The 19285-nt window shown below is 68.2% G+C and carries 16 protein-coding genes; 9 read left to right on the top strand and 7 right to left on the bottom strand.

The window, feature by feature from the left end:
* Window positions 1-220 precede the first annotated feature (220 nt).
* Window positions 221-2452, top strand: a complete 2232-nt coding sequence (pnp, locus tag AB4Y68_RS08535; RefSeq protein ID WP_441455100.1) for a polyribonucleotide nucleotidyltransferase — start codon at window positions 221-223, stop codon at window positions 2450-2452.
* Between the two features lie 124 nt (window positions 2453-2576).
* On the opposite strand, the gene AB4Y68_RS08530 is transcribed toward pnp, so the two are convergent.
* A complete protein-coding gene (locus AB4Y68_RS08530) occupies window positions 2577-3023 on the bottom strand; it encodes a hypothetical protein (protein WP_441455099.1) in 447 nt (148 codons plus the stop codon).
* A 69-nt stretch (window positions 3024-3092) separates the two neighbouring features.
* Window positions 3093-3809: a ribonuclease PH gene (rph, locus tag AB4Y68_RS08525; RefSeq protein WP_441455098.1), complete on the bottom strand. Its 717-nt coding sequence runs from the start codon at window positions 3807-3809 to the stop codon at window positions 3093-3095.
* A 50-nt stretch (window positions 3810-3859) separates the two neighbouring features.
* On the opposite strand from rph, the gene hrcA reads away from it, so the two are divergent.
* Window positions 3860-4948: a heat-inducible transcriptional repressor HrcA gene (gene hrcA / locus AB4Y68_RS08520; RefSeq protein WP_441455291.1), complete on the top strand. Its 1089-nt coding sequence runs from the start codon at window positions 3860-3862 to the stop codon at window positions 4946-4948.
* Entirely contained in the window at window positions 4945-5589 is a 645-nt protein-coding gene (gene grpE, locus AB4Y68_RS08515) for a nucleotide exchange factor GrpE (RefSeq protein ID WP_441455097.1), read from the top strand. The genes hrcA and grpE overlap by 4 nt, the downstream gene beginning before the upstream one ends.
* A gap of 219 nt (window positions 5590-5808) precedes the next feature.
* Here grpE and AB4Y68_RS08510 read toward each other — a convergent pair whose 3' ends face one another.
* Both AB4Y68_RS08510 and AB4Y68_RS08505 read right to left on the bottom strand, forming a co-directional pair.
* A complete protein-coding gene (locus AB4Y68_RS08510; RefSeq protein ID WP_441455095.1) occupies window positions 5809-6714 on the bottom strand; it encodes a dienelactone hydrolase family protein in 906 nt (301 codons plus the stop codon).
* A gap of 84 nt (window positions 6715-6798) precedes the next feature.
* Window positions 6799-7422 carry an alpha-ketoglutarate-dependent dioxygenase AlkB gene (locus AB4Y68_RS08505; protein ID WP_441455094.1) on the bottom strand — a complete coding sequence of 208 codons (624 nt, stop codon included), beginning with the start codon at window positions 7420-7422 and terminating at the stop codon, window positions 6799-6801.
* A 375-nt stretch (window positions 7423-7797) separates the two neighbouring features.
* Here AB4Y68_RS08505 and dnaK point away from each other — a divergent pair, with 375 nt between their 5' ends.
* The 4 genes from dnaK to AB4Y68_RS08485 all read left to right on the top strand — a co-directional run bounded on the left by dnaK (window position 7798) and on the right by AB4Y68_RS08485 (window position 12792).
* Complete coding sequence (gene dnaK, locus AB4Y68_RS08500) at window positions 7798-9723, top strand: molecular chaperone DnaK (protein ID WP_441455093.1); 1926 nt, start codon at window positions 7798-7800, stop codon at window positions 9721-9723.
* Between the two features lie 185 nt (window positions 9724-9908).
* Window positions 9909-11120 (top strand): molecular chaperone DnaJ, encoded by a 1212-nt coding sequence (gene dnaJ / locus AB4Y68_RS08495; protein ID WP_441455092.1) that lies wholly within the window; start codon window positions 9909-9911, stop codon window positions 11118-11120.
* Window positions 11117-11866: a 4-hydroxy-tetrahydrodipicolinate reductase gene (gene dapB / locus AB4Y68_RS08490; RefSeq protein ID WP_441455091.1), complete on the top strand. Its 750-nt coding sequence runs from the start codon at window positions 11117-11119 to the stop codon at window positions 11864-11866. Before dnaJ ends, dapB begins: the two co-directional genes overlap by 4 nt.
* 47 nt (window positions 11867-11913) lie before the next feature.
* Window positions 11914-12792 carry a DMT family transporter gene (locus AB4Y68_RS08485; RefSeq protein ID WP_441455090.1) on the top strand — a complete coding sequence of 293 codons (879 nt, stop codon included), beginning with the start codon at window positions 11914-11916 and terminating at the stop codon, window positions 12790-12792.
* Between the two features lie 20 nt (window positions 12793-12812).
* On the opposite strand, the gene dut is transcribed toward AB4Y68_RS08485, so the two are convergent.
* Both dut and coaBC read right to left on the bottom strand, forming a co-directional pair.
* Window positions 12813-13262: a dUTP diphosphatase gene (gene dut, locus AB4Y68_RS08480; RefSeq protein ID WP_441455089.1), complete on the bottom strand. Its 450-nt coding sequence runs from the start codon at window positions 13260-13262 to the stop codon at window positions 12813-12815.
* 9 nt (window positions 13263-13271) lie between these two features.
* Window positions 13272-14495: a bifunctional phosphopantothenoylcysteine decarboxylase/phosphopantothenate--cysteine ligase CoaBC gene (gene coaBC, locus AB4Y68_RS08475; RefSeq protein ID WP_441455088.1), complete on the bottom strand. Its 1224-nt coding sequence runs from the start codon at window positions 14493-14495 to the stop codon at window positions 13272-13274.
* 137 nt (window positions 14496-14632) lie between these two features.
* On the opposite strand from coaBC, the gene AB4Y68_RS08470 reads away from it, so the two are divergent.
* Entirely contained in the window at window positions 14633-15139 is a 507-nt protein-coding gene (locus tag AB4Y68_RS08470) for an S-type pyocin family protein (RefSeq protein ID WP_441455087.1), read from the top strand.
* A 689-nt stretch (window positions 15140-15828) separates the two neighbouring features.
* Here the strand turns inward: AB4Y68_RS08470 and AB4Y68_RS08465 are convergent.
* Window positions 15829-16692 (bottom strand): glutamate racemase, encoded by an 864-nt coding sequence (locus AB4Y68_RS08465; protein ID WP_441455086.1) that lies wholly within the window; start codon window positions 16690-16692, stop codon window positions 15829-15831.
* 208 nt (window positions 16693-16900) lie between these two features.
* Between AB4Y68_RS08465 and AB4Y68_RS08460 the strand changes: the two genes are divergently transcribed.
* Window positions 16901-19000: a M3 family metallopeptidase gene (locus tag AB4Y68_RS08460; RefSeq protein WP_441455085.1), complete on the top strand. Its 2100-nt coding sequence runs from the start codon at window positions 16901-16903 to the stop codon at window positions 18998-19000.
* Window positions 19001-19285 lie beyond the last annotated feature (285 nt).

Below are 19285 nucleotides of genomic sequence, written 5' to 3'. Positions count from 1 at the left end.
CTTGAAGCGGACTCGGTTTGCTTTGGAAAACGCTCAGACAAACGAGCTTCCTGCGCGCCGCAGGTCTTCAATCGGCGCAGACGCGAGGGCCATGAATCCGGTCCTTACTCCACCCGCCCGGCCGCGAAGCGCCGCCGGGTTCATCGGGAACCGTGGGACGATAAAGCCTGCCGCTCCACCCCCGCCGGGAATACGCCCGCCGGGCTTTGAAAGAAGAAAAATGTTCGACATCAAACGCAAGACGATCGAGTGGGCCGGCCGCCCGCTGACGCTGGAAACCGGCCGCATCGCCCGTCAAGCTGACGGCGCCGTGCTGGCGACCTACGGCGAGACCGTGGTTCTGGCCACCGTCGTCTATGGCCGCCAGCCCAAGCCGGGCCTGGATTTCTTCCCGCTGACCGTCAACTACCAAGAGAAGACGTTCGCCGCCGGCAAGATCCCGGGCGGCTACTTCAAGCGTGAAGGCCGTCCGTCGGAAAAAGAGACCCTGGTCTCGCGCCTGATCGACCGTCCGATCCGCCCCCTGTTCGTCAAGGGCTTCAAGAACGAGACGCAAGTCGTCGTCACCGTGCTGCAGCACGACATGGAGAACGACCCGGACATCGTCGGCCTGGTCGCCGCCTCGGCTGCCCTGACCATCTCGGGCGTTCCCTTCATGGGTCCGATCGGCGCCGCGCGCGTCGGCATGATCGACGGCGAGCTGGTCCTGAACCCCGCCATCGACACCATGGGTGAATCGACGCTCGACCTGGTCGTCGCCGGTACGCAAGACGCCCTGATGATGGTCGAATCCGAAGCCAAGGAGCTTTCGGAAGACACCATGCTGAAGGCGCTGATGTTCGCTCACGCCGGCATGCAGCCGGTGATCGACGCCATCATCGAACTGGCCGAACATGCCGCCAAGGAGCCCTTCGACTTCCACGCCGAGGATCACTCGGACGTGGTCGCCTCGATCAAGTCGCTGGTCGGCGAAGACATCAAGGCCGCCTACACCCACCCGGGCAAGTATGAGCGCCGCGCCGGCGTCGACGCGGCCAAGAAGACCGCTGCCGCCGCCCTGGTGAAGAGCGACGAGAAGCCCGAGGGCGTTGACTCGTCCAAGTTCTCGGCCGCCTTCAAGGAATGTGAAGCCGACGTCCTGCGTCGCGACATCATCGAGAACGCGCACCGCGTCGACGGCCGCGCCCTCGACAAGGTCCGCGCCATCGTCTCGGAAGTCGGCGTCCTGCCGCGCACCCACGGTTCGTCGCTGTTCACGCGCGGCGAAACCCAGGCCCTGGTCGTCGCCACCCTCGGCACCGGCGAGGACGAGCAGTACATCGACAGCCTGTCGGGCACGTACAAGGAATCCTTCCTGCTGCACTACAACTTCCCCCCCTATTCGGTGGGTGAAGCCGGCCGCATGGGTTCGCCCGGCCGTCGCGAAATCGGTCACGGCAAGCTGGCCTGGCGCGCGATCCGTCCGATGCTGCCGACCAAGGAAGACTTCCCCTACACCATCCGTCTGGTGTCGGAGATCACCGAGTCCAACGGCTCGTCCTCGATGGCAACCGTCTGCGGTTCGTCGCTGGCTCTGATGGACGCCGGCGTGCCGCTGATCCGTCCGGTCTCGGGCATCGCCATGGGTCTGATCCTGGAGCCGTCGGGCGAGTTCGCCATCCTGTCCGACATCCTGGGTGACGAAGATCACCTGGGCGACATGGACTTCAAGGTCGCGGGCACGTCGGAAGGCATCACCTCGCTGCAGATGGACATCAAGGTCCCCGGCATCACCGAGGAGATCATGAAGCAGGCCCTGACGCAGGCTTCGGCCGGTCGCCTCCACATCCTGGACGAAATGTCCAAGGCCATGGACGCCCCGCGCGCCGAACTGGGCGAGCACGCTCCCAAGATCGAAACCATCAAGATCCCGGTCGACAAGATCCGTGAAGTGATCGGTTCGGGCGGCAAGGTGATCCGCGAGATCGTCGAGAAGACCGGCGCCAAGATCGACATCGGCGATGACGGCACCATCAAGGTCGCCGCCAACGACCAGGAGAAGATCGACGCCGCCAAGGCCTGGATCCAATCCATCGCCTCGGAACCGGAACTGGGCATGATCTACTCCGGCAAGGTCGTGAAGGTCGTCGACTTCGGCGCCTTCGTGAACTTCTTCGGCGCCAAGGACGGCCTGGTCCACGTGTCCCAGATCGCTCTGGAACGCGTCGCCAACCCGGCCGACGTCCTGTCGGAAGGCCAAGAGGTCAAGGTCAAGTTCCTGGGCTTCGACGATCGCGGCAAGACCAAGCTGTCGATGAAGGTCGTCGATCAGGAAACCGGCGAGGACATCACCGACAAGATCAACGCCGAGCGCGCTGAACGCGGTGAACCGGCCCTGTCGGACGACACCGGCGGCCGTCCGAAGCGTGAAGGTGATCGCGGTGGCGACCGCGGCCGTCGCCGTCGCGACTAAGCGACAGCCTCACGGTTGAAATGATGAAGGCCCCGCTGGAAACAGCGGGGCCTTTTTCTTGGCTGGAGGCCCGATATTCCCGTTCATCCCGGCGTCCGCCGGGATGAACGGTTAATGGCGGTGCTTACACCGCGCATTCCTTCGGCTTCGTCTCGTCCGGACCGTACATGGCGCAGGCGCGGTCGATCTCGTCCTGGATCATCGCGCAGGGGTTGGCGCTGTTGCAGGGCGGGTGCGTCGCCGGGCTGACCTTGATGCAGCGCTCGACCAGGCGTTTCGAGCGGGCCTCGCCGGTCTCGGCCAGGCAGGAGCCGGGCTCCCCGACAGGCGTGACGACGGACGCGGCGGGTTCGGAGACGACGGGTTCAGGCTTGGGCTTGGGCGGCGCCACGGGCGCAGGCGCTGGCTCGGGCTTGATCGGCACGGCGTCGATCGGTTCCTGCGACAGCCTGGTGTCGACCGCTGCGGGCGGCGCCTCGGCGGGCGCAGGCTTCGGCTGGCCGCAACCGGCCAGAACGACCGACAGGGCGAGGAAAGAGGCGGCGAGGGCGGGGCGCATCATGGGCGGCATGGGGCGGGGTCTCCGTTCGCGGAAGACCCCAGAATGCCCCGATCGGCCCTCGCGGCCTAGCCTTGTCTTTTAGCGTCCCAGGGCGGCGCGTTGCAGGGCGAACAGGTCGGCGCAGCCGATCTCGGCCAGCTCGAACAGGCGGTCGAACTCGGGGCGCGAGAAGCCGCGCTTCTCACCCGTGGCCTGGATTTCGACGATGCCGCCGGCGCCGGTCAGGACGAAGTTGGAATCGGCCTCGGCGGTGGAGTCTTCCTCATAGTCGAGGTCGAGCACCGGCAGGTCGTTGAAGATGCCGCACGACACGGCCGCGACCTGATCGATGATGGGATCGGTCTTCAGCACGCCCTCGTCCTTGAGGTAGTTCAGGGCCGAGGCCATGGCCACCCAGGCGCCGGTGATCGAGGCGGTGCGGGTGCCGCCGTCGGCCTGGATGACGTCGCAGTCGATCAGGACCTGACGCTCGCCCAGGGCCTTGAGATCGACGACGGCGCGGAGGCTGCGGCCGATCAGGCGCTGGATTTCCTGGGTGCGGCCCGACTGCTTGCCGGCGGCGGCTTCGCGACGGCCGCGCGTGTGGGTGGCGCGGGGCAGCATGCCGTATTCGGCGGTGACCCAGCCCTGGCCGGTGTTGCGCATCCAGCCCGGCACCTTTTCCTCGATCGAGGCGGTGACCAGTACCTTGGTGTGGCCGAACGACACCAGGCAGGAGCCCTCGGCGTAGCGGTTGACGCCGGTTTCCAGCGTGACGGTGCGGAGTTGTTCGGGGGTGCGTTCGGACGGGCGCATGAGATTTCCTTGGAACCAGAGCAGCGCGTGCTTATCCTGAAAGCGTGAGCCTGTATGCCCCCCACCCGTCCCCGTTCGGAAGCGCCCCCGCCGGCCTGGGGACGCTGGACGCCCGTGCGCGCGACATCTTCCGCCGCATCGTCGAGACCTATCTGGAGACGGGCGAGCCGGTCGGGTCGCGCACCATTTCGCGCGGAGGGCTGGCCCTGTCGCCCGCCTCGATCCGCAACACCATGCAGGATCTGACCCTGGCGGGCCTGCTGGCCTCGCCCCACACCTCGTCGGGACGGATCCCGACCCATGCGGGCTTGCGCCTGTTCGTCGACGGCCTCTTGGAAGTCGGCGACATCGGCCAGGACGAGCGGCGCGAGATCGACGCCCGTCTGGCCGGGAAGGGGCGGAACTTCGAGGAGGCGCTGGACGCCGCCACCAACCTTTTGTCCGGTCTGGCCGGGGGCGCGGGCATCGTCGCCAGTCCGGTGCGCGACGCGGGCGTCAAGCACGTCGAGTTCGTCGCCCTGGGCCATGATCAGGCGCTGGCGGTTTTGGTCGGCGACGACGGCACGATCGAGAACCGGCTCATGCCTCTGTCGGCGGGGGTGACGCCCTCGACCCTGACCGAGGCCTCCAACTTCCTCAACGCCCGGCTGAAGGGCCGGCCCCTGGCCGAGGCGCGCACCGAGATGAGCGCCGAACTGGCCGACGCCCGGCGCGAACTGGACGCCGCCGCCGCCCGCCTGGTCGAGGACGGTCTGGCCGCCTGGTCCGGCGGGGGCGAACGCGACCGGTCCCTGATCGTGCGCGGCCGCGCCAACCTGTTGCAGGACGCCCAGGCGGTCGAGGATCTGGAGCGGGTCCGCATCCTGTTCGACGACCTGGAGCAGAAGGAACAGCTGATCGGCCTGCTCGACGGGGTCGGCGCGGCCCAGGGAGTGCGCATCTTCATCGGCGCCGAAACGCGGTTGTTTTCCCTTTCGGGTTCCGCCGTGATCGCGGCGCCCTATATGACGGGTCGGCAGCGGATGCTGGGCGCCATCGGCGTCATAGGCCCTGCAAGACTGAACTATGCCCGTGTCATACCGTTGGTGGACTATACCGCCCGGGTGCTGGGCCGGATTCTGGACGGACAAGAGACGTGAACGACATCAACGACGAGACCCGGGACCAACTCGAGCAGGATATCGGCGAGGCCGAAATCGATGCGGCGGCGGAAGCGGCTGACGACGGCGACATGGCCGTGGTCGACGCCCTGATCGCCGAGCGCGACCAGTGGAAGGACCGCGCCCTGCGCGCCGTGGCCGACGCCGAGAACACCAAGCGCCGCGCCGAGACCCAGGCCAACGACGCCCGCGCCTACGCCATCCAGCGCTTTGCCAAGGACCTGCTGAGCGTGGCCGACACGCTGGAACGCGGCCTTCTGTCGGCGCCCAAGGTGCTGGAAGGCGCCGAGACCGAGGGCGCCGCCGCCGCCATGGTGACGGGCCTGGAACTGACGCAGAAGTCCCTGCTGTCGGCCTTCGAGGCCAACGGCTTGAAACGCGTCGCGCCGGAGCCGGGCGAGGCCTTTGATCCCCACCTGCATCAGGCCGTGATGGAACAGCCCTCGGACACGGTGCCGGGCGGCACGGTGATCCAGACCCTGCAAACGGGCTACGCCCTGTTCGGCCGCACCGTGCGCGCCGCCATGGTGGTGGTCGCGGCCAAGGGCTCGGGTCCTGCGAGCGGCGGCGCCTATTCGGAAGCCGGGACGACCGGCGGGAATTTCGACGCCAAGGCGTAAGTTTCGGTCCATCGAGAATAGGAAAGGGCCTGGAGCAGACGCGCCGGGCCCTTTTCTTTTGTCTGCCACCCATCTCCCGCTCGCCCCGGCGGACGCCGGGGTCCAGTCCTTTGGCCGCCGCCATGTCCGTGGCCATCGGGCGGGGTGCAATCAGCCGGCTGCTTGCGAGGCTCTCACTGGATCCCGGCGTCGCCGGGATGAGCGGTTTCCTGTTGGAGGTCAGTGCTTCAGCCGCTGATCGAACAGGGCCAGCAACCGCCGCCATCCGTCCTTGGCGTCGGCTTCGCGGTAGCTGGCGCGATAATCGGCGTGGAAGCCGTGCGGGGCGTCGGGATAGACCACGATCTCGCTGCCGTGCGCGCCGGAATGGGTCAGGGCGGCGCGCGTGGCTTCGATGCTGGCCAGGGGGATGCCCTGGTCCTGGCCGCCGTAAAGACCCAGCACCGGGGCCTTGAGATCGCGGGCCAGATCGACGGGCCAGGGGCGGCCCGCCGTCTGCTGGGCCTCGGTCGCCGCAGCCCCCGCGGCCAGTCGGCCGTACCAGGCGACGCCGGCGTCGATGGCCGAGAAGCGGGCAGCGGCCTGCCACACCACCTTGCCGCCCCAGCAGAAGCCAGTGATCCCGACCTTGCCCGCATTGGCCCAGGATTGCAGCCCGAGCCAGTCCAGGGTGGCGGCGATGTCGCCCATGACCTGTTCGTATCCGGCGGCGGCGACGATCTGCTGGATACGCGTCATGTCGCTGAGCGGGGCCGGGTCCTCGACGCGGACGAAGAAGGCGGGGGCGACGGCGGCGTAGCCGGCCTTGGCCAGGCGGCGGCAGATGTCGCGGATGTATTGGTGCAGGCCGAAGATCTCGGATACGACGATGACCACGGGGAAGGGGCCTTCGCCCTCGGGCCGCGCCACATAGGCCGGCAGTTCGAACCCGTCGGGGGCGGGATAGGAGACGGTGGCCGTGACCAGTCCGGCGCTGTCGGTGGTGATCGGGCTGGCGCTCTGGCTCAACGCCGCGGGGGCGTAGGCGGCGAACATCAGGCCGCCGGCCGTGGCCACGCCGAGGCTGCGGCGGCTGGGGGCGATCTGGTCGGCGCTCAGGCCCTCGGGCCGGGTGATCAGGGGCATCGCGGGTCTCCGGTGCGGCATCAAAGTCGAGGCGCGACTGTGGCCCGGCTTTCGGCGTTCCGTCGAGTCCTGATCGCCGAGAGGTCAGAGCGCGCACCTCAGCGTCAGATTGATCCGCCCGCCGCCGGGAACCAGTTGCGACGACCCCGCCAGCAGCCGGTCGATGCCGTGCCGCGCCAGCCGCGCCGGTCCCGTCAGGGCGCAGACGTCGCCGGAGGCCAGCTTCAGGCTCTGCGTCCTGCCGCTCTCGGTCGGGCCGATACGGAACACTGCCGTATCGCCCAGCGACACCGACAGGACCGGCGCGGTCAGGTCGGCCTCGTCCTTGTCCTGATGCAGGCCCATCTTCGCCTCGCCGCGATAGAGGTTGACCAGACAGGCGTCGGGCGGCGCGGGCCAGCCGGTCAGGGCGTGCCACAGGTCGAGCAAGGCCGATGGCATCGGCGGCCAGGGTTCGCCGGTCACAGGATGGGTCGGCTGATAGCGATAGCCCGCCCGGTCCGAGACCCAGGCCAGCGGCCCCATGCCGGTCATCTCGACCGAGAAGGGCTGTCCGCCGGGCGTCACGGGGCGATAGAAGGGCGCCGCCTCGGCGGCCTTCAGCACCTCGGCCAGCAGGGCGGCTTGCGCCTCGGCATCGAGCGCGCCGGGCCACAGGCGAAAGCCGGGCAGGCCGGTCGGGGTTTCGCGGAGCACAGGACGGTTCATTCTCCCCCATCTAAGACCCTTCTTCCGATGGGAGAAGGTGGGCCGAAGCGGCCGCCTCAGCCCCTCACCCTTTCGCCTTGCGGATCGCCTTCGGCTCTCCGAGGCTCAAGCCCTCTCCCATCGGGAGAGGGTCTAAGACGGGAAACTCCACCGAATCCGCCCCGAACCGCACGAAACCCTTGCAGCCCCTGCGGTCTTTCCCATATCCGGGCCAGTCTGGAAGAAACCCCGCAGTTCTTGGGGCTTTCGACCGAAACCATCCCACCTGCCCGACCGGATGTCCGGAACGGCTTTCAGCCCAACTGGGGGCGGTCACGCGCGGCGCTTTTCGAAGGCCACCGCATCGCCCGCCGCAAGGAGTGAAAAGACAAGCTCATGGCCAAGATCATCGGCATCGACCTCGGCACGACCAACTCGTGCGTCGCCGTCATGGACGGCAAGAACCCCAAGGTCATCGAGAACGCCGAAGGCAACCGCACGACCCCGTCGGTCGTGGCGATCCAGGACAGCGGCGAAGTGCTCGTCGGCCAGCCTGCGCGTCGTCAGGCGGTCACCAACCCGACCAACACCTTCTTCGCCATCAAGCGCCTGATCGGCCGCAATTTCGATGACCCGGTGGTGGCCAAGGACAAGGGCATGGTGCCCTACGAGATCGTCAAGGGCCCGACGGGCGACGCCTGGGTGCGCGCCCACGGCAAGGACTATTCGCCCCAGCAGGTCTCGGCCTTCACCCTCGGCAAGATGAAGGAGGCCGCAGAGGCCTACCTCGGCGAGACCGTGACCCAGGCCGTCATCACCGTTCCGGCCTACTTCAACGACGCCCAGCGTCAGGCGACCAAGGACGCCGGCAAGATCGCCGGCCTGGAAGTCCTGCGCATAATCAACGAGCCGACCGCAGCCGCCCTGGCCTATGGCCTGGAGAAGCACGAAGGCCAGAAGATCGCCGTCTATGACCTGGGCGGCGGCACCTTCGACGTCTCGATCCTGGAGATCGGCGACGGCGTCTTCGAGGTGAAGTCGACCAACGGCGACACCTTCCTGGGCGGCGAGGACTTCGACCTGCGTCTGGTCGACTACCTGGCCGACGAGTTCAAGAAGGAGCAGGGCGTCGATCTGCGGACCGACAAGCTGGCCCTGCAGCGCCTGAAGGAAGAAGCCGAGAAGGCCAAGAAGGAGCTGTCCTCGACGGCTCAGTACGAGGTCAACCTGCCGTTCATCACCATGAACGCCTCAGGCCCGCTGCACCTGAACATCAAGCTGTCGCGCGCCAAGCTGGAAGCCCTGGTCGACGACCTGATCCAGCGTACGATCGAACCCTGCGCCAAGGCGCTGAAGGACGCGGGCCTCAAGGCCTCGGACATCGACGAAGTCGTCCTGGTCGGCGGCATGACGCGCATGCCCAAGGTCGTGGAAGCCGTGAAGGCCTTCTTCGGCAAGGAACCGCACAAGGGCGTGAACCCTGACGAAGTCGTGGCCCTGGGCGCCGCCGTTCAGGCCGGCGTTCTGCAAGGCGACGTCAAGGACGTGCTGCTGCTGGACGTGACCCCGCTGACCCTGGGCATCGAAACCTTGGGCGGCGTCTTCACTCCGCTGATCGAACGCAACACGACGATCCCGACCAAGAAGAGCCAGGTCTTCTCGACCGCCGACGACAACCAGTCGGCCGTGACGATCCGGGTCTTCCAGGGCGAACGTCCGATGGCCGCCGACAACAAGGTCCTGGGTCAGTTCGACCTGATGGGCATTCCGCCGGCGCCGCGCGGCATGCCGCAGATCGAGGTCGCCTTTGACATCGACGCCAACGGCATCGTCCACGTCACCGCCAAGGACAAGGCGACCAGCAAGGAACAGTCGATCCGCATCCAGGCCAACGGCGGCCTGTCGGACGCCGACATCGACAAGATGGTCAAGGAAGCCGAGGCCAACGCCGCCGCCGACAAGGTCCGCAAGGAACTGGTCGAGGCCGTCAACGGCGCCGACAGCCTGATCCACTCGACCGAGAAGGCCTTGGCCGAACACGGCGACAAGGTCGACGACGCGACCAAGGCGACCATCCAGTCGGCCCTGGACGACCTGAAGACGGCCAAGGAAGGCTCGGACCCCGAAGTCATCCGCGAGAAGACCAACACCCTGGCCCAGGCTTCGATGAAGCTGGGCGAGGCCATGTACGCCTCCCAGCAGGGCGCGGGTGAAGGCGGCGCTTCGGACGAAGCCCCCGCCGACGACGGCGTGGTCGACGCCGAGTTCGAGGAAGTCTCGCCAAATGGCGACTCGGGCGACGACGACAAGAAGAACGCGTAACGAAACGCGGCTCATGACGACCGGCCCCGCTTGCCAGACGGCAGGCGGGGCCGTTTCATAAAACTTGCATCATTCGACCGGGCGCCCATGTCAGCAGGCATGGTCAACGGGTCATCCGCGAACGCACGATCCTCGGCTTAACAGGGACGGCGGACGCAACGGGAAAGTAAGAGGACGAACGCCTGATGGCGCAGCGTGACTATTACGAAATTCTGGAGGTCGAGCGGACCATCGACGCTGCGGGCCTGAAGTCGGCCTATCGCAAGCTGGCCATGGTTCACCACCCCGACCGCAACGGCGGCTCGGAAGAATCCCTCGCCAAGTTCAAGGAGATCTCCGAGGCCTATACGGTGCTGTCGGACGATCAGAAGCGCGCGGCCTATGACCGGTTCGGTCATGCGGGCGTGAACGGCGGCGCCGGCGGCGGCGACCCGTTCGGACGCGGCGGCGGCGGCCAGGGCTTCCACGACATCAACGACATCTTCTCCCAGGTCTTCGGCGACGCATTCGGCGACGCCTTCGGCGGCCGGGGCGGCGGGCGCCAGCAGCAGGGCGGACCGCGTCGCGGCTCCGACCTGCGCTACGACCTCGAGATCACGCTTGAGCAGGCCTACAAGGGCGCCGAGGTCGAGATCGCGGTGCCCACCACCATGACCTGCGAGGTCTGCGATGGCTCGGGCGCCAAGGCCGGGACCAAGCCGACCATCTGCTCCACCTGCGGCGGCGCTGGACGCGTGCGCCAGGCCAACGGCTTCTTCCAGGTCGAACGCACCTGCCCGCGATGCGGCGGCTCGGGCGAGATGATCGCCGACCCCTGCGGCGCCTGTCACGGTCACGGCCAGGTCCGCAAGAACCGCCAGCTCAGCCTCAAGATCCCCGCCGGCGTCGACGACGGCTCGCGCATCCGCCTGTCGGGCGAGGGCGAGGCCGGCCAGCGCGGCGGCCCGCGCGGCGACCTCTATGTCTTCCTGTCGGTGCACGACCACGAACTGTTCGAGCGCGACAACCTGGACCTTCTGGTCACGGTCCCCGTGCCGATGACGGTCGCGGCCCTGGGCGGCGAGATCGACGCCCCCTGCCTGGTGTCCGAGGCCTGCGACGGCCGCTGCAAGGCTGCGGTGCAGGTGCCCGCAGGCGCCCAGACCGGCAAGACCGTCCGCATCAAGGGCAAGGGCATGCCCCACCTGAACGGCCGTCAGCGCGGCGATCTGGTGGTCGAGCTGTTCGTCGAGACGCCCGCCGACCTGACTCCGCGTCAGAAGGAACTGATGCAGGAACTGGCCGCCTCGTTCGGCGAGAGCCAGAACCCGCGCAACACCACCTTCGCCGGCAAGGCCAAGCGCTTCTGGGCCGACATCCTGGGCGGCGACGCCGATACTCCGAAAGAGACGGCGTGAGCGACATCTTCCACGCCGGCATTTCCGGCGCCCGGGGCCGCATGGGCCGCGCCGTTTCGCAAGTCCTGGACGCCCGCGAGGACGTGGTGGTCGCCACTCGCTTTGATCGCGGCGAGACGCCCGATCTGAACCTGTGCGACGTCATCATCGACTTTTCTACGCCGGAAGCCTCGGTCGATCTGGCCCGCGCCTGCGCCGAGCGCGGCGGCCCGGCCCTGGTCATCGGCTCCACCGGCCTGTCGCCCGAACAGGACGCCCTGATCGAGGCGGCGGCCGAAAAGATCGCCATCGTCCGCAGCGGCAATTTCTCGCTGGGCCTCAACATCCTGATCGGTCTGGTCGAGCACGCGGCCCAGCGTCTGGACGGCCGCGACTGGGACATCGAGGTGCTGGAGACCCATCACCGGCGCAAGGTGGACGCCCCCTCGGGCACCGCCCTGATGCTGGGTGAGGCCGCCGCCAACGGCCGGGGCCGCGATCTGGAAGAGCTCAAGACCGCTCCCTATGACGGCATCACTGGCCCCCGCGAACCGGGCAAGATCGGCTTCGCCTCCCTGCGCGCCGGCGGCGTCATCGGCGAGCACACGGTGCTGTTCGGGTCGGAAGACGAACTGCTGACCCTGTCGCACTCGGCCATCGACCGGTCACTGTTCGCCAAGGGTGCCGTCGCCGCCGCCGCCTGGGTCCGCAACCGCCGCCCCGGCCTCTACGACATGCAGGACGTGCTCGGCTTCCGTCAGGCCTGATCCGGCGGATGATCCGGCCAGGTGCGCGTCAAGGGACCAGCTACGGCATGGCGCTGCGGGCCGCAGCCGCCCTCAGCTTCTCCCTGATGTACGCCCTGATGAAGTGGGCGGCGACGCTGGAGCCCGTATCGGCCGGCGAGATGGTCTTCTACCGCTCGCTCTTCGGCCTGCCGGTGGTGCTGATGTGGGTCCTGAGCGCCAAGGGCGGGCTGGCCTCGATCTCGACCCGTCGGCCCATGGTTCACGTCTGGCGCTGCGTTCTGGGCGTGACGGGCATCCTGCTGATCTTTCAGGGCTTGCGGCTTCTGCCGCTGGCCGACGCCACGACCATCGGCTTCACTGCCCCCATCTTCGCCACCCTGCTGTCCATTCTCTTCCTGAAGGAGAAGGTGGGGCGCCATCGCTGGACGGCGGTCATCCTGGGCTTCCTCGGCGTGCTGGTCATGGTGCGCCCCGGCGCGGCGGGCGCGCCGCCTCTGGCCGGGCTGCTGTTCGCGCTGGGCGGGGCCTTCGTGGCGGCCTCCGTCACCGTCACGCTGCGACAGTTGGGCAGGACCGAATCCGCGACCGCCATCGTCTTCTGGTTCTTCGTCGCCTGCGCCACCGTGGGCGGGGCCCTGGCCCTGATCGACGGCCACAGCCATAGCTGGGCGGTGCTGGGCATCCTGGCGGCGGGCGGACTGGCCGGGGGGCTGGCGCAACTGCTGATGACCACCTCCCTGCAACACGCGCCGGTCTCGGCCCTGGCCCCGCTGGACTATCTGCAGATGGTCGGCGCCGTCGTTCTCGGCTGGCTGTTGCTGAGCGACGTGCCGACGCTGGCGACCCTGAGCGGGGCTGCTCTCATCGCCGGCAGCGGCCTCTACACCGCCTGGCGCGAGCGCGTGCTGAGGCGCGAGATCACGCCGTCCAGTTCGGCGGTCTGACACTCTCCAGTTTGAGGGGCCTAGCGCCCCGTCGAGCCGAAGCCGCCAGCGCCGCGCGCGGTCTCATCCAGGGCCTCAACCTCGGCCATGACGGCCTGGGCGTACGGAGCGATCACAAGCTGGGCGATGCGTTCGCCGCGCTGGATCTCGAACGCCGTCTGGCCGTGGTTGATCAGGATGACGCCGACCTCGCCGCGATAGTCGCTGTCGATCGTGCCGGGGGAGTTCAGGCAGGTGACGCCGTGCTTCAGCGCCAGACCCGAGCGGGGCCGCACCTGGGCCTCATAGCCGGGCTCCAGCGCGATCTTCAGGCCGGTGGGAATCAACGCCCGCTGGCCGGGCTCCAACGTCACGGGCGCCAGGTCGGGCAGGGCCGCGCGCAGGTCCATCCCCGCCGATCCCGTTGTCTCATAGGCGGGCAGGGCCAGGCCCTGGGCGTGGGGCAGGCGTTCGACGCGGACAGTGGTCATGGAAGTCTCTCAGGCCTTGAAATGATCGGCGATGCGCTGGGCGAGCTTTCTCGCCACCTCGGTCTTGGACTGACGCGGCCAGGGTTCGGCGCCGTCGCGGGTGAACAGGGTCACGGCGTTGCCGTCCGAGCCGAAGACGTCGTCGGACACGTCGTTGCCGACGATCCAGTCGCAGCCCTTCCTCGACAGCTTGGCGCGGGCGTTGGCTTCCAGGTCGCTGGTCTCGGCGGCGAAGCCGACCACCAGTTTCGGCCGCCTGGGGCCGGGAGCGGAGACGCCGGCCAGAATGTCGGGGTTCTCGATCAGGGTCAGCGACGGCGGGCCGCCCGGCTTCTTCTTGATCTTGCCCGAGGCGATGCCGTCCACGCGCCAGTCGGCGACGGCGGCGCTCATCACGGCGATGTCGGCGGGGAGCGCCTGTTCGACGGCGGCCTTCATCTCGGTCGCGGCCTCGACCCAGACGCGCGCGACACCGACGGGGGCGTCCAGCGCCACGGGGCCGGAAATCAGGGTCACCTCGGCGCCCAGTTCGGCCAGGGCGGCGGCCACGGCGTAGCCCTGCTTGCCGCTGGAGCGGTTGGTCAGGCCGCGCACCGGGTCGATGGGTTCGAACGTCGGACCGGCGGTGACCACGGCGGTCCTGCCGGTCAGGGGGCGACCATCAGGGCCGGCCAGCAGGCGGACGATCTCGTTCAGTATGACGGGCGGCTCGGCCATCCGGCCGGGGCCGAATTCGCCGCAGGCCATTTCGCCGTCGTCGGGACCGACCACGGCCACGCCGTGGAAGCCGTCGAAGCTCTTCAGCCGCGCGACATTGGCCTGAACCGCCGGGTGCAGCCACATGCGCACGTTCATCGCCGGGGCCAGCAGCACCTTCTTGTCGGTGGCCAGCAGCGTGGTCGAGGCCAGGTCGTCGGCCATCCCGTTGGCGGCCTTGGCGATCAGGCCCGCCGTCGCCGGCGCCACCACCACCAGATCGGCCCAGCGCGACAGCTCGATATGGCCCATGGCCGTCTCGTCCTCGGGCATGAACAGGTCCTGGCGCACCGGATGGCCGGTCAGGGCCGCCAGCGACATGGGGGTGACGAACTCGGCCCCGGCCTTGGTCAGCAGGCTCATCACCTCGGCCCCGGCCTTCTTGAGCAGGCGCGTCAGCTCCAGCGCCTTGTAGGCGGCGATGCCGCCGCCGACGATCAGCAGAACCTTGCGGCCGGAAAGCGAGGATGCGGTCATGGGGGAATCTCTAGCGGGGCCGCATGACGGCGTCGAGACAAAGCCCGAGTCCGGGCGATCAAGCGTCTCCGGAACATTGCCAGAACAAGCCTTCTATGCCTAACTGTGTTCGGCGGGTTTTTCAGGGAGGGTGACCCATGCGAGTTCAAATGATTGCGGCCGCTTTGACGGCTCTGGTTGTGGCGGGATGCGACAGCGGCGGCTCGGCGGTCGAGACGCGTGAACGGGCGGCGGCCGAACCCGTCGCCCTGATCTCGGCGTCGGCGCCGGAAGGGGAGGCGGTCGAGGTCGCGGCCAAAGCCAAGCCGCCGGTCACCGCCAATCGGCGCGAAACCGCCGACGCCAAGGTTCAGCGCCTGTATGAGCGCAACGGGGCGGCCTTCGGGGCCAAGTCGGCGGACGACTATCTGACCAAGGTGCGCGCCTTCACCGACAAGGCGCCGCGCGGGACCGAGACGGTCAAGCGCCCGAACGGCGACACCCTCTACTACCAGGCCTCGACCAACACCTTCGCGGTGGTGGACCGCAACGGCGTGCCGCGCACCATGTTCAAGCCCGACGACGGCCCGACCTACTGGGCGCAGCAGAAGGAGCGGGCCCCGACCTTCGGCCAACGCCGCTCTGGGGCGCGGTCGTCGGAATAGACCGCCCTGCCCCTAATGCCGTCATCCTCGGGCTTGACCCGAGGATCTAGCCGGCGCTCCGGCGCTTGCGCAGGATGACCCATGACCCATGACCCATGACCCATGACCCATGACCCATGACCCACGACCGGCGGCCCGCCTTCCGTCGAGGCGCGCGCTGAACGCCCGATCCTCGGGTCAAGCCCGAGGATGACGGCGGTGGGGCTGGCGCTTCGCTTTTGCGGCGCTTCGCCGTGTGAGAGCCTCGTCCAGACGCGAGCCATATTCTTTTCACCGACGCCCCGAACCTAGCCGCGACGGCCATTGCGCGGCGAAATCCGTCTTGAACGCGCCGAGGTTCAGCGCGCCCCTATGATGCGCCCTGGTCTTTGACAAAGTTTGGCGTTCGCAAGGAGGCTTCGGCCGGTTCGGCGCAGGATGCGGGCGAAACCCACCCCGTTCCCATTGCACTAATTGCACTGTTTTTTTCGGCGCACGGTGCAATCGGCCAGGCCTTCGGGGCCTGCCGTCACCCTCCCCCACTGGCCGTCATCCTCGGAGCTTGACCCGAGGATCGAGCCGTCGGCTCCGCCTCGGCGCAGGATGACCCGCGACCGGCGCGCAGACTTCAGTCGTCGCGCTCGCAGTCACGCCCGATCTTCGGGTCAAGCCCGTGGATGACGGCGGGGTATGGGGGGCGCGCCCCCGCCTCAGGCGGCGGTGAAGGTCAGGGGCGCGCCCCAGAACTGGGCGATCAGGTCCGACTGCGGGCCGGGCGCGCCGGTGGTCAGGAAGTCGCGGCGACCCGAGGCTCCCAGATCGTATTCGGGGTGGCGCTCGAAATAGCGTTCCAGCGAGTCGGCCACGGCGGTCGGCTGGCTGATGACCTGGACCCCCGCGGGCAGGGCGGCGGCGAACATGTCGGCGACGATCTCATAGTGGGTGCAGCCCAGAATGGCCTTGTCCGGGTGACGGCCGATGCGGCGACGCAGGGCGTCGACGTGGTCGTCGACCACCACCTTCAGCTCCTCGGCCGGAGCGCCCAGTTCGATCAGGCCGGCCAGGCCGGGGCAGGGTTCGGTGAAGACGGCCAGGTCTTCGCGCCGCTTGTCGATCTCGATCTCATAGACGCGGCTCATGGCTGTGGCGGCGGTGCAGAAGACGCCGGTGACGTCGATCGCCTGCTTCTTCTGGCCTTCCTGCCGGCCGTTGCGCTCGGCCTCATAGGACCAGGGCAGGCCGGTGGCCGCCTCGATGGTCGGGACGATGATGCCCAGGACATTGACCGGACGGCCCAGCGCTTCGCGCATCCCCGGGATCCAGGTCTGCTGCAGGCGACGCAGGGCGATGGCCGAGGCGGTGTTGCAGGCCAGGACGACGACCGAGGCCCCCGCCTCGAACAGCCGTTCGCAGCCCGCGCGCGTCAGGTCGACGATGTCCTCGCCGCCGCGCCCGCCATAGGGGGCGTGGGCCTGGTCGCCCAGATAGATGAAGTCCCGCGTCGGAAAGCGGGTCGTGAGTTCGCGGTGGACCGTAAGGCCCCCCACGCCGGAGTCGAAAACGCCTATCGCCATGATGCGGCCTTTAGACCTGCGGGGTTCCGTCGTCCAATAGTTAGGGCTACATCGACGCCATGTGACGGCCCGACCACGTCCGCCTTAGGGCCGCGCGACACTGCTCAATGGTTGGGAGAACCGGATGCACAGACGCCATCTTCTCGTCGGGGGCGCGAGCCTCTTCGCCCTCACGGGCTGCGCCTCCGCCGGCGCCAAGGAGACCGCAATGACCCCGTCGGCCGCCGCCCTCTCGACCGCCGACGAAGCGCGCATCGCCCGCGCCGTCCTGCCGGCGACCGCGCCGCGCGCCGAGCTGCTGCAGCCCTGGACCGGCCCCTATGAGGGCGTGCCGCCCTGGGACAAGGTGACCGTGGCCAAGATGCGCGAAGCCATCCTGGAAGGCATCGACCTGCGGCGCGCCGACGTGGCCGCGATCGCGAACAACCCCGACGCGCCGACCTTCGCCAACACCCTGGTCGCGAGGGAACTGGCTGGCGAACCGCTGGATCGCGCCATGAGCGTGTTCAGCGTCATGACGTCCAACGTCGGCGGCCCGCAATGGCAGGCGCTGCAAACGGAACTGTCGCCGATCCTGTCGGCGGCCAGCGACGAGATCACCTTCAACGAGAAGCTGTTCGCCCGCATCAAGGCCGTGGCCGACGGCGCGGACACCAACGGCCTGAACGCCCAGCAGACGCGTCTGGCCGAGCGCAGCCGCGACGCCTTCATCCGCAACGGCGCCGCCCTGGACGCCGCCGGCAAGGCCGAACTGGGCCGCATCAACACCGCCCTGTCGAACGCCTTCACCGGCTTCGGTCAGAAGGTGGTGGCTGACGAGAACACCTGGACCGTCATCACCAACGAAGCCGGCCTGAAGGGCCTGCCTGCCTCGAACAAGGCCGCCGCCGCCTCCGCCGCTCGCACCCGCAACGTCCAGGGCTGGGCCATCGTCAACACCCGCTCCAGCGTCGATCCCTTCCTGACCTTCGCCGACGACCGCGCCCTGCGCGAGCAGGTGTGGAAGAAGTTCGTCAAGCGCGGCGACAACGGCGACGCCAACGACACCAAGGCTACGATCGCCCAGATCGTCGCCCTGCGTCAGCAGCGCGCCAAGCTGCTGGGCTTCGCCAACCACGCCCAATGGCGGATGCAGGACACCATGGCCAAGACCCCGGCCGCCGCATCCGAGCTGATGATGCGCGTCTGGGCCCCGGCCAAGGCGCGCGTGGCCGAAGAGGTCGCCGACATGAAGGCGATCGCTGGTTACGACATCGAGCCCTGGGACTACCTCTACTTCGCCGAGAAGGTCCGCAAGGCCAAGTACGACCTCGACCAGAACGAGCTGAAGCCCTACTTCGAACTGCACGCGGTGCGCGCGGCCTCCTTCTACATGGCCGAGCGCCTGTACGGCTTCGTCTTCAAGCCGCTGCCCAAGGGCACGGTCTCGACCTTCGAGCCCGACGTGACCACCTATGAGGTCACCGACAAGGCCAGCGGCAAGTTGATCGGCCTCTACTACGCCGACGACTTCGCCCGTCCGGGCAAGCGCTCGGGCGCCTGGATGACCACCTATCGGTCGTTCTCGACCCTGACCGGCGCCAAGCCGATCCTGGCCTCGAACAACAACAACTTCGTCAAGGCCGAGGACGGCCAGCCCCTGCTGATCTCGCTCGACGACGCCGAGACCCTGTTCCACGAGTTCGGCCACGCCCTGCACTACTTCAGCTCGAACGTGACCTATCCGTCGTTCGGCAACACGCCGCGCGACTTCGTGGAATATCCGTCGCAGGTGCATGAGCACTGGGTGCTGAGCCGCCCGATCCTCGACGGCTACATGAAGCACGTCGAAACCGGCCAGCCGATGCCGCAGGCGCTGGTGGACAAGATCGAGGCCTCCTCGACCTTCAACCAGGGCTACGCCACGGTCAGCTACCTGTCCTCGGCCATCGTCGACATGGACCTGCACACCCAGGCCACGCCGCCGACCGACATCGACGCCTTCGAGAAGGCTTCGCTGGCCCGGATCGGCATGCCCAAGGAGATGGTGATGCGGCACCGCCTGCCGCAGTTCAACCACCTGTTCACCTCGGACGCCTACTCGGCCGGCTACTACTCCTACCTGTGGTCGGAGACGATGGACGCCGACACCTGGGCCTACTTCGAGGAGTCGGGCGATGTCTTCAATCCGGACATCGCCGGCCGCTTCAAGTCGATCATGCTGGCCCCGGGCAACACGACGGATCGCGGCGAGGCCTATCGCCAGTTCCGCGGCCGCAACCCGGACGTGGCGGCCCTGCTGAAGGTGCGCGGGTTCCCCACATCTTAAGGGGGCCTACCGGCCTTCGGCCTACTTGAGGCCCGTTGGCGTTCGCTGCGAGAAGGCCCGGTGGAGCGATCCGCCGGGCCTTTTTCTTTGGCCGTCTTCGTCGCCCCAACTCCGCCGTCACCCCGGACGGCCCGAAGGGACGATCCGGGGCCCAGGCGTCGGCCCAGACGCCGGCGCGGCGGAAATGACAGACGCCTGGGGTCCTGGTTCGCTTCGCGCCCCGGAATGACGGCTGGAAAGGCATGGCGTCCCTGAGCCTCCGGGACCGCAAACCCATTCTGTTTC

Origin of the sequence: Brevundimonas sp. 2YAF1 (assembly GCF_052114745.1) — a bacterium.
Lineage (GTDB): Bacteria > Pseudomonadota > Alphaproteobacteria > Caulobacterales > Caulobacteraceae > Brevundimonas.
This window is presented reverse-complemented; position numbering and strand designations above follow the sequence as displayed.